General features: G+C 69.2%; 12 protein-coding genes. 1 reads left to right on the top strand and 11 read right to left on the bottom strand.

Translation table 11 applies throughout. The annotated features are described in order from the left end of the window. Positions 1 to 13: 13 nt before the first annotated feature. The 10 genes from rplW to rpsL all read right to left on the bottom strand — a co-directional run bounded on the left by rplW (position 14) and on the right by rpsL (position 7,518). Positions 14 to 325: a 50S ribosomal protein L23 gene (gene rplW, locus NJC10_RS00840; protein WP_248116025.1), complete on the bottom strand. Its 312-nt coding sequence runs from the start codon at positions 323 to 325 to the stop codon at positions 14 to 16. Continuing rightward, positions 322 to 957, bottom strand: a complete 636-nt coding sequence (gene rplD, locus NJC10_RS00835; protein ID WP_248116027.1) for a 50S ribosomal protein L4 — start codon at positions 955 to 957, stop codon at positions 322 to 324. Before rplD ends, rplW begins: the two co-directional genes overlap by 4 nt. Before the next feature lie 4 nt (positions 958 to 961). Beyond that, complete coding sequence (rplC, locus tag NJC10_RS00830; RefSeq protein ID WP_248116029.1) at positions 962 to 1,615, bottom strand: 50S ribosomal protein L3; 654 nt, start codon at positions 1,613 to 1,615, stop codon at positions 962 to 964. A gap of 20 nt (positions 1,616 to 1,635) precedes the next feature. Further along, the gene (gene rpsJ, locus NJC10_RS00825; RefSeq protein WP_002857463.1) at positions 1,636 to 1,944 is read right to left on the bottom strand and encodes a 30S ribosomal protein S10; all 309 of its coding nucleotides are present in this window, start codon (positions 1,942 to 1,944) and stop codon (positions 1,636 to 1,638) included. Positions 1,945 to 2,296: 352 nt separating this feature from the next. Next, complete coding sequence (locus NJC10_RS00820) at positions 2,297 to 2,764, bottom strand: DUF3817 domain-containing protein (protein WP_248116031.1); 468 nt, start codon at positions 2,762 to 2,764, stop codon at positions 2,297 to 2,299. Then, the gene (locus NJC10_RS00815) at positions 2,761 to 2,898 is read right to left on the bottom strand and encodes a hypothetical protein (protein WP_248116033.1); all 138 of its coding nucleotides are present in this window, start codon (positions 2,896 to 2,898) and stop codon (positions 2,761 to 2,763) included. Before NJC10_RS00815 ends, NJC10_RS00820 begins: the two co-directional genes overlap by 4 nt. A 153-nt stretch (positions 2,899 to 3,051) precedes the next feature. Further along, entirely contained in the window at positions 3,052 to 4,242 is a 1,191-nt protein-coding gene (tuf, locus tag NJC10_RS00810) for an elongation factor Tu (protein WP_248116035.1), read from the bottom strand. Positions 4,243 to 4,436: 194 nt separating this feature from the next. Then, positions 4,437 to 6,551 carry an elongation factor G gene (gene fusA / locus NJC10_RS00805; protein WP_319074013.1) on the bottom strand — a complete coding sequence of 705 codons (2,115 nt, stop codon included), beginning with the start codon at positions 6,549 to 6,551 and terminating at the stop codon, positions 4,437 to 4,439. Positions 6,552 to 6,673: 122 nt separating this feature from the next. Next, positions 6,674 to 7,144: a 30S ribosomal protein S7 gene (gene rpsG / locus NJC10_RS00800; protein ID WP_248116038.1), complete on the bottom strand. Its 471-nt coding sequence runs from the start codon at positions 7,142 to 7,144 to the stop codon at positions 6,674 to 6,676. Continuing rightward, positions 7,144 to 7,518 carry a 30S ribosomal protein S12 gene (gene rpsL / locus NJC10_RS00795; RefSeq protein WP_224356570.1) on the bottom strand — a complete coding sequence of 125 codons (375 nt, stop codon included), beginning with the start codon at positions 7,516 to 7,518 and terminating at the stop codon, positions 7,144 to 7,146. The genes rpsG and rpsL overlap by 1 nt, the downstream gene beginning before the upstream one ends. A gap of 326 nt (positions 7,519 to 7,844) precedes the next feature. Between rpsL and NJC10_RS00790 the strand changes: the two genes are divergently transcribed. Next, positions 7,845 to 9,020, top strand: coding sequence for a lipid II:glycine glycyltransferase FemX (locus tag NJC10_RS00790; RefSeq protein WP_248116040.1), 1,176 nt, complete (start codon positions 7,845 to 7,847; stop codon positions 9,018 to 9,020). 121 nt (positions 9,021 to 9,141) lie between these two features. Here NJC10_RS00790 and NJC10_RS00785 read toward each other — a convergent pair whose 3' ends face one another. Next, positions 9,142 to 13,038: a DNA-directed RNA polymerase subunit beta' gene (locus NJC10_RS00785; RefSeq protein WP_319074178.1), complete on the bottom strand. Its 3,897-nt coding sequence runs from the start codon at positions 13,036 to 13,038 to the stop codon at positions 9,142 to 9,144. Positions 13,039 to 13,056: the final 18 nt, after the last annotated feature.

The raw sequence follows: 13,056 nt of genomic DNA, 5'->3' as shown, positions 1-13,056 counted from the left end.
TCTCCGCGTCGCCTCAAGAGGCGAGCGGACCTCCGAAGATGTCGATGGTCGCGCCGTCCTTGAGCGAGATGATGGCTCGCTTGGTCGACTTGCGCTGACCCCACCCGAAGCGGGTGCGGCGGCGCTTGCCGGGACGGTTCAGGGTGTTGACCGAGGCGACGTCGACGTTGAAGATGCGCTCCACCGCCTGCTTGATCTCGGTCTTGTTGGAGCGCGGGTCGACCAGGAAGGTGTACTTGCCCTCGTCGATCAGACCGTAGCTCTTCTCCGACACGACGGGAGCGATGATCACGTCGCGGGGATCCTTGTTGATGGAGCCGCTCACTGGGCATCCTCCTTCTTGGCACCGGAGGCCTGGGCCACGTACTGCTCGTAGGCCGCCTGGGTGAACACGACGTCGTCGGAGACGAGCACGTCATAGGTGTTCAGCTGGTCGGCGTAGAGGGTGTGGACCGCGGGCAGGTTGCGTGCGGACAGGGCGGTGAGGTCGTCGGCGCGATCGATCACCAGCAGGATGTTCTTCCGGCCGGTGCTCAGCGACTCGAGACCCGCCTTGGCGGCCTTGGTGGACGGGGTGGTCCCGGACACGAGGGCCTCGACGACGTGGACGCGGCCGTTGCGGGCGCGGTCCGACAGGGCGCCGCGGAGGGCGGCGGCCTTCATCTTCTTGGGGGTGCGCTGCGAGTAGTCACGCGGCGTGGGGCCGTGGACGATGCCGCCGCCGGTCATGTGCGGGGCGCGGATGGAGCCCTGACGGGCGCGACCGGTGCCCTTCTGCTTGAACGGCTTGCGGCCGGCGCCGGACACCTCGCCGCGGCGCTTGACCTTGTGCGTGCCCTGGCGGGCCGCGGCCAGCTGGGCCACGACGACCTGGTGCATCAGCGGGACGTTGGCCTGCACGTCGAAGATCTCGGCGGGCAGCTCGACCTGGACGGTCTTCACGGAGTTCTCAGCCATGGTCTCAGGCTCCCTTCACGGCGCTGCGGACGAGAACGACCTGGCCCTTGGAGCCGGGCACGGCGCCCTTGATCAGCAGGAGGTTGTTCTCCACGTCGATGCCGTGGAGCGTCAGGTTCATGGTGGTCTGGCGGACGGCACCCATGCGACCGGGCATACGCTGCCCCTTGAACACGCGACCGGGGGTGGACGCGCCGCCCACGGAGCCGGGCTTGCGGTGGTTCTTGTGCGCACCGTGCGAGGCGCCCACGCCGGAGAAGCCGTGGCGCTTCATGGCGCCGGCGAAGCCCTTGCCCTTGGTGGTGCCGACGACGTCGACCTTCTGGCCGGCCTGGAAGACCTCGACGGTCACGTCCTGGCCGAGCGTGTACTCGGCGGCGTCCGCGGTGCGGAGCTCGACGAGGTGGCGGCGCGGCGTGACGCCGGCCTTCTCGAAGTGACCGGCCAGGGGCTTGGTCACGCGGCGGGGGTCGATCTGGCCGTAGGCGATCTGGACGGCGCTGTAGCCGTCCGTCTCGGCCGAGCGCAGCTGGGTGACGACGTTCGCGTCAGCCTGGACCACGGTCACGGGGATGAGGTTGTTCTCCTCATCCCAGACCTGGGTCATGCCGAGCTTCGTGCCCAGCAGGCCCTTCACGTTCTGGGTGTTGTTGGTCATAGTCTCTCAGCACCTCCCTCTCAGAGCTTGATCTCGATGTTGACGTCCGCGGGCAGGTCCAGTCGCATGAGCGAGTCGACGGCCTTGGGGGTCGGGTCGATGATGTCGATGAGCCGCTTGTGGGTGCGCATCTCGAAATGCTCGCGGCTGTCCTTGTACTTGTGGGGAGAACGGATAACGCAGTACACGTTCTTCTCCGTCGGCAGGGGCACGGGGCCCACCACCGTCGCGCCTGCGCGCGTGACCGTGTCAACGATCTTGCGGGCCGAGACGTCGATGACCTCGTGGTCGTACGACTTCAGCCGGATGCGGATCTTCTGTCCCGCCATGGCGTCACGCCTCTCTCGTCGGGTGTGCTGTTCCTGTCCCTGTGCGGCGCACCCCGGGGGGCCCGCCTTCTTGTCCATCGTCCGCGCGGGGCGAATCCGGTTCCACCGGGTTCCTCGCCGCCGCCGGCCTCCGGTCCACGCACTCGGGCGTGTCGCCTCGGTGAGGAGGCACGCGCCCTGAAGGCGCGGTCGGAGTGGATGCGCTGCGTCTGGGCCGAGCGACGCCGCGAGACACACGACGACCGCACAATGGCGCTTGAGCAACTGATCCAGTATGACAGAGAAGGGCCCACCGCGCCAATCGGCCGGTGAGCCCCTCCCCCGCGGCCGCAGGGCGGCCCGTCGTACGGCCTCAGCGGCCCCACTCGGTCGGCGGTCCCGCGTTCAGGAGCAGGGTGAAGACGAGGGCCACGAGGACGACGGCGGCGAGGGCGCTGACGAGCGGGTGGCGCAGGACGGCCACGACGAGGCGCTCAGGGGCGGTGCGCTCGTGCTCGGCACGGGCCGGGGCGCGCCAGGACTCCGCCGGCTCTCCGCGACGGGCCGCGGACCGCTCGAAGGGGACCGTCATGAACGGCACCACGGAGGAGGCCAGGCCGGCCAGCCCCCGGCCCGCGGACCAGCGGCCGTCGATCCACACCGCCACGGTGATCAGGGCGTAGCAGAGGAAGACGAACCCGTGCACGCCGCCGGCGGCCGCCATCAGGGCGTCCGTGGTGCCGCTGTACTTGAGCGCCATGGCCGCGAGGAGCAGCGCCCACGTGACCATCTCCGCGCCTGCGGCCAGGCGGAACAGCGTGCGCGGGCCGGGAGCGCTCACCGGCGCAGCTCTCCCCCGCGCTCGGCACGGCGGATGCGGCGGGCCCGCTCGATCTCGGGGCGGAAGGTGCGCAGGCCCCAGACGACGGCGGCCACGACGGCCAGGACGACGAGGAGGGTGATGAGGAGGTCCATGCCCCCACCATAGCCGGGCGTCGGAGGCCCTCCACGACGCCCGGCCGCCGGACGCGACTCCGGCCTCGCCGCGCGGGGACGCGCGAGGGCCCCCTCACCCGTACGGGTGAGGGGGCCCTCGCGTGGCCGCCCGCTCAGTGAGCGGACGTCAGATCACGCAGTGATCTTGGTGACGCGGCCGGAGCCCACGGTGCGGCCACCCTCACGGATGGCGAAGCCGAGGCCCTCCTCCATGGCGATCGGCTGGATCAGCTCGACCGACATCTCGGTGGTGTCGCCGGGCATGACCATCTCGGTGCCCTCGGGCAGCGTGATGACGCCGGTGACGTCGGTGGTGCGGAAGTAGAACTGCGGGCGGTAGTTCGAGTAGAACGGGTTGTGACGGCCACCCTCGTCCTTGGACAGGATGTAGACGTTCGCCTCGAAGTTGGTGTGCGGGGTGATGGAGCCCGGCTTCACCACGACCTGGCCGCGCTCGACGTCGTCGCGCTTCAGGCCGCGGAGCAGCAGACCGCAGTTCTCGCCGGCCCAGGCCTCGTCGAGCTGCTTGTGGAACATCTCGATGCCGGTGACGGTGGTCTTCTGCACGGGGCGGATGCCCACGATCTCCACGTCCGAGTTGATGGCCAGGGTGCCACGCTCGGCGCGGCCGGTCACCACGGTGCCACGGCCGGTGATGGTGAAGACGTCCTCGATGGGCATGAGGAACGGCTTGTCCTTGTCGCGGACCGGATCCGGGATGAAGTCATCCACGGCGTCCATGAGCTCCTCGACGGTCTTGACCCACTTCTCGTCGCCCTCGAGGGCCTTGAGGCCGGAGGTGCGGATGACGGGAGCGTCGTCGCCGTCGAACTCCTGGGAGGACAGCAGCTCGCGGACCTCCATCTCGACGAGCTCGAGGAGCTCCTCGTCCTCGACCATGTCCGACTTGTTCAGGGCCACGAGCAGGGCCGGCACGCCGACCTGGCGGGCGAGCAGCACGTGCTCGCGCGTCTGGGCCATGGGGCCGTCGGTGGCGGCGACCACGAGGATCGCGCCGTCCATCTGGGCCGCGCCGGTGATCATGTTCTTGATGTAGTCGGCGTGACCGGGGGCGTCGACGTGCGCGTAGTGGCGCTTGTCGGTCTGGTACTCCACGTGGGAGATGTTGATCGTGATGCCGCGCTGACGCTCCTCGGGGGCCGAGTCGATCGTCGCGAAGTCACGGGCCTCGTTCAGGTCCGGGTACTTGTCGTACAGGACCTTCGAGATGGCGGCGGTCAGCGTGGTCTTGCCGTGGTCAACGTGGCCGATGGTGCCGATGTTGACGTGCGGCTTGGTCCGCTCGAACTTTGCCTTTGCCACTAGTTCCTCCTAAGAACTGGTTCATCGTCAGAAGACGGTTCAGCCGCGCGTGAGACGTGCTGACAACTCGACTGAGTCTACTGGGATGGTGCGGGGTTGGGGAAATCCCGGCCGGTCGTCCCGTCCGGGGCGCCCCGCCCGGGGACCTCTCGGTCTCCGGGCGGGGCATGCCGTTCAGCGAGTGGGGCTGCTGGTCACTCGCCCTGGGACTTCTGGATGATCTCGTCGGCCACGGCCTTGGGGACCTCGGCGTAGGAGTGGAACGTCATCGAGTACACCGCGCGACCCTGGGTGCGGGAGCGCAGGTCGCCGATGTAGCCGAACATCTCGGACAGCGGCACGAGGGCCTTGACGACCTTCACGCCGGTGGCGTCCTCCATGGACTGGATCTGGCCGCGGCGGGAGTTCAGGTCGCCGATGACGTCGCCCATGAACTCCTCCGGGGTGCGAACCTCGACCGACATGAGCGGCTCGAGGAGCACGGGGCTGGCCTTGCGGACACCCTCCTTGAAGGCCTGCGAGCCGGCGATCTTGAACGCCATCTCCGAGGAGTCGACGTCGTGGTACCCGCCGTCGAGCAGGATCGCCTTCACGCCCACCATGGGGTAGCCCGCGAGGACGCCGAACTTCATGGCGTCCTGGATGCCGGCGTCCACGGAGGGGATGTACTCACGGGGCACGCGACCGCCGGTGACGGCGTTCTCGAACTCGTAGACCTCGCCGTCCGCGGTGTCCAGCGGCTCGAAGGAGAGCTGCACCTTGGCGAACTGGCCGGAGCCGCCGGTCTGCTTCTTGTGCGTGTAGTCGAGCTTCTCGACCTTGCGCTTGATGGTCTCGCGGTACGCGACCTGGGGCTTGCCCACGTTGGCCTCGACCTTGAACTCGCGCTTCATGCGGTCCACGAACACGTCCAGGTGGAGCTCGCCCATGCCGCCGATCTCGGTCTGGCCGGTCTCCTCGTTGAGGTTCACGCGGAACGTGGGATCCTCGGCGACGAGCTTCTGGATGGCGGTGGAGAGCTTCTCCTGGTCACCCTTGGTCTTCGGCTCGATGGCCACGGAGATCACGGGCTCCGGGAAGGTCATCGACTCGAGGATGATCGGGTGCGCCGGGTTGCACAGCGTGTCGCCCGTGGTGGTGTCCTTCAGGCCGATCACCGCGTAGATGTGGCCGGCGACGACCTCGTCGACGGGCATCTCCTTGTTGGCGTGCATCTGGAACAGCTTGCCGATGCGCTCCTTCTTGCCCTTGGTGGCGTTGAGGATCTGCGCACCGGACTCCAGGCGACCGGAGTACACGCGGATGAAGGTGAGGGTGCCGAAGAAGGGGTGCGTGGCGATCTTGAAGGCCAGGGCCGAGAACGGCTCCTCCTTCGAGGCCTCGCGGGTGATCTCCTTCTCCTCGTCGTTGACGTCGTGGCCCACCACGGCGCCCGCGTCGAGCGGGTTCGGCAGGTAGGAGACGACGGCGTCGAGCATGGGCTGGACGCCGCGGTTCTTGAACGCGGAGCCGCAGAAGACCGGGTACGCCAGGGCGTTCACGGTCAGGTGGCGGACGCCGGCCTCGATCTCCTCGGCGGTGAACTCCTCGCCCTCGAGGTACTTCTCCATGAGCTCCTCAGAGACGTCGGCGACGGCCTCCATGAGCTGCGCGCGGTACTCCTCGGCCTTCTCCTGGAGCTCCGCGGGGATCTCGCGGGTCTCGTACTCGGCCCCCATGGTCACGTCGCCCTTGGCGTCGCCCGGCCACACGAAGGCCTTCATGGAGAGCAGGTCCACGACGCCCACGAAGTCGTTCTCGGAGCCGATCGGCAGCTGCATCACGAGGGGCTTCGCGCCGAGGCGGGAGACGATGGTGTCCACGGTGAAGTAGAAGTCCGCGCCCAGCTTGTCCATCTTGTTGACGAAGCAGATGCGGGGGACGTTGTACTTGTCCGCCTGACGCCACACGGTCTCCGACTGGGGCTCCACGCCCTCCTTGCCGTCGAACACGGCCACGGCGCCGTCGAGCACGCGCAGGGAGCGCTCCACCTCGACGGTGAAGTCGACGTGCCCGGGGGTGTCGATGATGTTGATCTGGGTGTTCTTCCAGAAGCAGGTCACCGCGGCGGAGGTGATGGTGATGCCGCGCTCCTTCTCCTGCTCCATCCAGTCGGTCGTCGAGGCGCCGTCGTGGGTCTCGCCGAGCTTGTGGTTGACACCCGTGTAGAACAGGATGCGCTCGGTGGTGGTGGTCTTGCCGGCATCGATGTGGGCCATGATGCCGATGTTGCGGACCTTCGTCAGGTCGGTCAGCACGTCCTGTGCCACGGTGTCTCCCTTGCTCGGGTGGTGTTGGGGGCTCGAGGGATGGGTTCGGATGGGACGTCGAGCCCGGGGGCCGACGGCCTGCGGCCCGGGGTGCGCGCGTCACGCACCCCGGGCCGGGGGGATCACCAGCGGTAGTGGGCGAAGGCCTTGTTGGCCTCGGCCATCTTGTGGGTGTCCTCGCGGCGCTTGACCGCACCGCCCAGACCGTTCGAGGCGTCCAGGATCTCGTTCATCAGACGCTCGGTCATGGTCTTCTCGCGGCGGGCCTTCGCGAAGCCCACGAGCCAGCGCAGGGCCAGCGCCGTGGAACGCCCCGGCTTGACCTCGACGGGCACCTGGTAGGTGGCGCCGCCGACGCGGCGGGAGCGGACCTCGAGGGCCGGCTTGATGTTGTCCATGGCCTTCTTGAGCGTGGCCACGGGATCGGCGCCGTTCTTGGCGCGGGCACCCTCGAGCGCGCCGTACACGATGCGCTCTGCGGTGGACTTCTTGCCGTCGATGAGCACCTTGTTGATCAGCTGCGTGACCAGGGGGGAGCCGTAGACGGGATCGACGACGAGGGGGCGCTTCGGCGCGGGACCCTTACGAGGCATTACTTCTTCTCCTTCTTGGCGCCGTAGCGGGAGCGGGCCTGGCCGCGGTTCTTGACGCCCTGGGTGTCCAGCGCGCCGCGCACGATCTTGTAGCGCACGCCGGGGAGGTCCTTCACACGACCGCCGCGGACGAGCACGATCGAGTGCTCCTGCAGGTTGTGGCCCTCGCCCGGGATGTAGGCCGTGACCTCGACGCCGCCGTTGAGGCGGACGCGGGCGACCTTGCGCAGGGCGGAGTTCGGCTTCTTGGGGGTCGTGGTGTACACACGGGTGCACACGCCACGACGCATCGGGTTCCCCTGCAGCGCAGGGGCCTTGGTCTTGACGACCTTCGGTGAGCGGCCCTTGCGGACCAGCTGCTGAATCGTAGGCACTCTTCAGTCTTCCTGTTCGGTGATCGCTGACGTGATCCGCCGGCTGGCCCGTGGCGGGCGCCGGCTCTGCTCGTTCCTCGGCTCTGCCTCTCCTGTGGGGGCGTGCTTCGAGCAAACGTCCGCAGGCGTGCAAAAGTGTGGCATCTGTCGCGCAAGAACCCCGCGACCGGACCGAGTCCACTGTGCCACACGAAAAACAATCGTCCATCAGGCTACCACGCCGCCTCGCACCGACCAACCAGGGGTGCTGCCCGCCCCGGGCCCGGGGCCGATCCCGGGACAGACCCGGGACGCTCCGGGGCCTCCTGCGTAGACTGATCGCCGTGATGTCACAACCAGCCTCCGCCTCGAATCCCCCCTCCTCCGCGCCCGGCGCCCCCCTCACGGTGCGCGCGATCACGGCCGCCGAGCACACCGAGTTCCTGGCCCGGCATCCCCTCACCTCCTTCCTCCAGAACCCGAGCTGGGCGAAGGTGAAGTCCGAGTGGCGCGCCCAGTCGCTGGGCATCCACCGCGGCGACGAGCTGGTGGGCGCGGCGCTCGTGCTCGGCCGACCCCTGCCGGTCCCCTCGCGCGTCCCCGTGCTGGGGCGCGCGTTCCTCGCCTACGTGGCGGACGGCCCCGTGCTGGACGAGGGCGTCGAGCTCGTCGACGCGCTCACCCCGCTCGTGGCCGAGCTGAAGTCCCAGGGCGCCTTCCTGGTGCGCGTCGGCCCGCCCGGCGTCGTGCGCCGCTGGGAGGCGGACGTGGTGCGCAAGGCGCTCCCGGACCCCGAGTCCTCGATGCTCACGGACCTGCCCTGCGAGGTCTCCGAGGACGCCCTGCGCACCCAGCAGTCCCTGCGCGAGGCGGGTTGGAAGGAGCCGGAGGTCAGCGCCGACTTCGCCGCCGGCCAGCCCATGTTCCAGGCCCGCATCCCGCTCGAGGGACTGGACGTGGACGGCTGGCTGGCCCGGATGAGCGGGTCGAGCCGCAAGCGCACCCGCCGCTCCACGCGCAACGACCTGGACGTCGTGACCGCCGGCCCCGAGCGCCTCGACGACTGGGACCGCCTCAACGACGAGACCGCGGAGCGCGACAAGTTCACGGGCCGCCCGCAGGACTACTTCGCCAAGATCATCCAGAACCTCGGCTCCTCGCCGATCGCGGACGTGACCTTCTTCCTCGCCGAGCACGAGGGCGAGCCGGTCGCGGCGGCGTTCCACTTCCAGCAGGGCCAGATGGCGTGGCGCCCCTACAGCGCCTCATCCCAGCGCGAGCGGCAGCGGGACGCCCCGCGCCTGCTGCAGCTGAAGCAGGTCGAGGCCGCCATCGAGGCGGGCTGCCTGTGGCTGGACCTGGGCGGCGTGAGCGGCTCGGTGGACCAGGAGCACAAGCTCTCCGGGCTCACGGAGTTCAAGACGACGCAGGGCGCCGACATCGTGCAGACCCTCGGGGAGTGGGACCTGCCGCTGAACCGCCCGCTCGCGAAGGCCTTCGACGTGTACATGTCCCGCCGCTGACCGGACCCGCGAGGCCGCACGCGAGAGGGCCCGCCCCTCCCCCGCCCTCAGGCGGAGGAGGGACGGGCCCTCGTCGCATCCGGGACCGGGCGGACCGCCGCAGCGGCCCGCCCGGAGCGGATCAGGCGCGGAAATCGCCCTCACGGCCGTAGTCGTCGAGCGACACGGCGTGGAACTCGCTCTCGCCGAGCGGCTGGTCCAGGCCCGGGTAGTCGAAGTCCGCGAAGCCGACCGGCGAGGCGTACAGGTTCGCCTTGGCCTCGTCCGTGGGCTCCACCGTGGTCTTCGTGTAGCGGTCCAGGCCGGTGCCGGCCGGGATCAGCTTGCCAATGATCACGTTCTCCTTCAGGCCCAGCAGCGGGTCCGACTTGCCCTCCATGGCCGCCTGCGTGAGGACGCGGGTCGTCTCCTGGAAGGACGCGGCCGAGAGCCACGAGTCGGTCGCCAGCGAGGCCTTCGTGATGCCCATGAGCTCGTCGCGCCCGGAGGCCGGCTGACGGCCCTCGGCCACGGCGGCCCGGTTGGCGGCCACGAAGCGCGGCCGGTCCGTCAGCTCGCCCGGCAGCAGGTCCGTGTCGCCGTTCTCGATGACGGTGACGCGCCGCAGCATCTGGCGGACGATGACCTCCACGTGCTTGTCGTGGATGCCCACGCCCTGCGACTGGTACACGTCCTGCACCTCCTCCACGAGGAAGCGCTGGGCGGCACGCGGACCGAGCACGCGCAGGACCTGCTTGGGGTCCACGGCGCCGGCCACGAGCTGGGTGCCCACGGCCACGTGCTCGCCGTCCTCCACGAGCAGGCGCGCACGGCGCAGCACGGGGTAGGCGATCTCCTCGGAGCCGTCGTCCGGGGTGAGGATCAGGCGCACCGACGCCTCGGTGTCCTCGATCTGCACCCGGCCCGCCACCTCGGAGATCGGGGCCACGCCCTTGGGCGTGCGGGCCTCGAAGAGCTCCTGGATGCGGGGAAGGCCCTGGGTGATGTCGTCCGCCGACGCGACGCCGCCGGTGTGGAACGTGCGCATGGTCAGCTGGGTGCCGGGCTCGCCGATCGACTGGGCCGCGATGATGCCCACGGCCTCGCCGATGTCCACGAGCTGGCCCGTGGCCATGGAGCGGCCATAGCACTTGGCGCACGTGCCGACGGCCGACTCGCAGGTCAGCACGGAGCGGACCTTGATCTCGGACACGCCGGCGTCCACCAGCTCGCCGATGAGCACGTCGCCCACGTCCGCGCCGGCGGTGGCCAGCACGGTGCCGTCCTCACCCGTCACGTCCTGCGCGAGGGTGCGGGCGAAGGCCGAGTTCTCCACCTGCTCGTGCATGACGAGCTCTCCGTCGGCGTTGGGCACGGCGATGGTCACGGACAGGCCGCGCTCCGTGCCGCAGTCCTCCTCGCGGACGATGACGTCCTGGGAGACGTCCACGAGACGACGGGTCAGGTAGCCCGAGTTCGCGGTCTTCAGCGCGGTGTCCGCGAGGCCCTTGCGGGCGCCGTGGGTGGCGGAGAAGTACTCGAGCACCGACAGGCCCTCGCGGTACGAGGACTTGATCGGGCGCGGGATGATCTCGCCCTTCGGGTTGGCCACGAGGCCGCGGATGCCCGCGATCTGGCGGACCTGCAGCCAGTTGCCTCGGGCGCCCGAGGACACCATGCGGTTGATCGTGTTCAGCTCGGACAGGCCGGCCTTCATGGCCGCGGCGACCTCGTCGGTGGCCTTGTTCCAGATGTCGATCAGCTCGGAGCGACGCTCGTCGTCCGCGATGAGGCCCTTGTCGTACTGGCTCTGCACGCGCTGCGACTGCGCCTCGTAGCCCTCCATGATGGAGGCCTTGTCGAAGTCGGACGTGATGTCCGAGATCGCCACCGTCACGCCGGACCACGTGCCCCAGTGGAAGCCCGCGTCCTTGAGGTTGTCCAGGGTCTGGGCGGTGGTCACCATCGGGTACCGCTCGGCGAGGTCGTTGACCAGCTGGCCGAGGGTGCCCTTGGTGGCCTGCGCGTCCAGCCACGGGTAGTCCGCCGGGAGGAGCTCGTTGAAGAGCACCTTGCCCAGCGTCGTCTCGATGAACGCGCGCTCGCCCTCGCTCCAGCCCTCGGGGGCCGGGACCGCCGCCGACGGCACGAAGCCGTCCACGCCGATGGTGACGGGGGCGTTGAGGTGCAGGTCGCCGCCGTCGAACGCCATGATGGCCTCCGCGACGGTGGAGTACTGCGTGCCCGCGCCGGCCTCGTCCGCCCGCACCGTGGTGAGGTGGTTCAGGCCGATGATCATGTCCTGGGCCGGCACGGCGACCGCGCGGCCGTCCGAGGGCTTCAGGATGTTGTGGCTCGAGAGCATGAGCAGACGGGCCTCCGCCTGCGCCTCCGGGGAGAGCGGCAGGTGCACGGCCATCTGGTCGCCGTCGAAGTCCGCGTTGAACGCGCCGCAGACGAGCGGGTGCAGCTGGAGGGCCTTGCCCTCCACGAGCTGCGGCTCGAACGCCTGGATGCCGAGGCGGTGCAGGGTGGGCGCGCGGTTCAGCAGCACGGGGTGCTCGGTGATGACCTCCTCGAGCACGTCCCACACCTGCGGGCGGAAGCGCTCGACCATGCGCTTGGCCGACTTGATGTTCTGCGCGTGGTTGAGGTCCACGAGGCGCTTCATCACGAACGGCTTGAAGAGCTCGAGCGCCATCTGCTTCGGCAGGCCGCACTGGTGCAGCTTCAGCTGCGGGCCCACCACGATGACCGAACGGCCCGAGTAGTCCACGCGCTTGCCGAGCAGGTTCTGGCGGAAGCGGCCCTGCTTGCCCTTGAGCATGTCGGACAGCGACTTCAGCGGCCGGTTGCCCGGCCCGGTGACGGGACGGCCGCGGCGGCCGTTGTCGAACAGGGAGTCCACGGCCTCCTGGAGCATGCGCTTCTCGTTGTTCACGATGATCTCAGGCGCGCCGAGGTCGAGCAGCCGCTTCAGGCGGTTGTTGCGGTTGATCACGCGGCGGTACAGGTCGTTCAGGTCGGAGGTCGCGAAGCGGCCGCCGTCGAGCTGGACCATGGGGCGCAGCTCCGGCGGGATCACCGGGACCGCGTCCAGGACCATGCCCGTGGGCGAGTTGTCCGTGGTGAGGAACGCGTTGACGACCTTCAGACGCTTCAGGGCGCGGGTCTTGCGCTGGCCCTTGCCGGTCTTGATGGTCTCGCGGAGCATCTCGGACTCGGCCTGCAGGTCGAAGGTCTGCAGACGGCGCTGGATCGACTCGGCGCCCATGGAGCCCTCGAAGTACTGGCCGTACTTGTCGCGCATGGCGCGGTAGAGGCCCTCATCGCCCTCGAGGTCGGCGACCTTGAGGTTCTTGAAGCGGTCCCACACCTGCTCCTTGCGGTCCAGCTCGGCGTCGGCGCGCTTGCGGATCTGGGACATGGTCTTGTCCGCCGCGTCGCGCGCCTTCTTCTTCTCCGCGGCCTTGGCGCCCTCGGACTCCAGCTTCGCGAGGTCCTTCTCGAGGTCCGCGGCGACGGCGGCGACGTCCGCGTCGCGCTGGTCGGCGAGGACGCGGGTCTCCTGGTCGTGCTCGGCCTGGAGGTTGGGGAGGTCGCGGTGACGCGCCTCCTCGTCCACCGAGGTGATCATGTAGGCCGCGAAGTAGATGACCTTCTCGAGGTCCTTCGGGGCGAGGTCCAGCAGGTAGCCCAGCCGGGACGGGACGCCCTTGAAGTACCAGATGTGGGTGACGGGGGCGGCCAGCTCGATGTGGCCCATGCGGTCACGGCGCACCTTGGAGCGGGTCACCTCGACGCCGCAGCGCTCGCAGATGATGCCCTTGAAGCGCACGCGCTTGTACTTGCCGCACGCGCACTCCCAGTCACGGGTGGGGCCGAAGATCTTCTCGCAGAAGAGCCCGTCCTTCTCCGGCTTCAGGGTGCGGTAGTTGATGGTCTCCGGCTTCTTGACCTCGCCGTACGACCAGCGGCGGATGTCCTCCGCCGTGGCCAGGCCGATGCGCATCAGGCCGAAAGAGTTGTCTGTGGACATGCTGTTCACGCTCATGCT

The sequence above is a fragment of the Micrococcus sp. M4NT genome (assembly GCF_033790745.1).
Taxonomy (GTDB): domain Bacteria; phylum Actinomycetota; class Actinomycetes; order Actinomycetales; family Micrococcaceae; genus Micrococcus.
The sequence above is the reverse complement of the archived record's forward strand: the minus strand, read 5'-3'. Positions and strand labels throughout refer to the sequence as shown.

What these genes read in the sequence shown, in the direction of transcription:
- rplD (WP_248116027.1), bottom strand. Translation starts at nt 957, where the DNA reads ATGGCTGAGAACTCCGTGAAGACCGTCCAGGTCGAGCTGCCCGCCGAG.
- rplC (WP_248116029.1), bottom strand. Translation starts at nt 1,615, where the DNA reads ATGACCAACAACACCCAGAACGTGAAGGGCCTGCTGGGCACGAAGCTC.
- rpsJ (WP_002857463.1), bottom strand. Translation starts at nt 1,944, where the DNA reads ATGGCGGGACAGAAGATCCGCATCCGGCTGAAGTCGTACGACCACGAG.
- NJC10_RS00815 (WP_248116033.1), bottom strand. Translation starts at nt 2,898, where the DNA reads ATGGACCTCCTCATCACCCTCCTCGTCGTCCTGGCCGTCGTGGCCGCC.
- rpsG (WP_248116038.1), bottom strand. Translation starts at nt 7,144, where the DNA reads ATGCCTCGTAAGGGTCCCGCGCCGAAGCGCCCCCTCGTCGTCGATCCC.
- NJC10_RS00790 (WP_248116040.1), top strand. Translation starts at nt 7,845, where the DNA reads ATGTCACAACCAGCCTCCGCCTCGAATCCCCCCTCCTCCGCGCCCGGC.
- NJC10_RS00785 (WP_319074178.1), bottom strand. Translation starts at nt 13,038, where the DNA reads ATGTCCACAGACAACTCTTTCGGCCTGATGCGCATCGGCCTGGCCACG.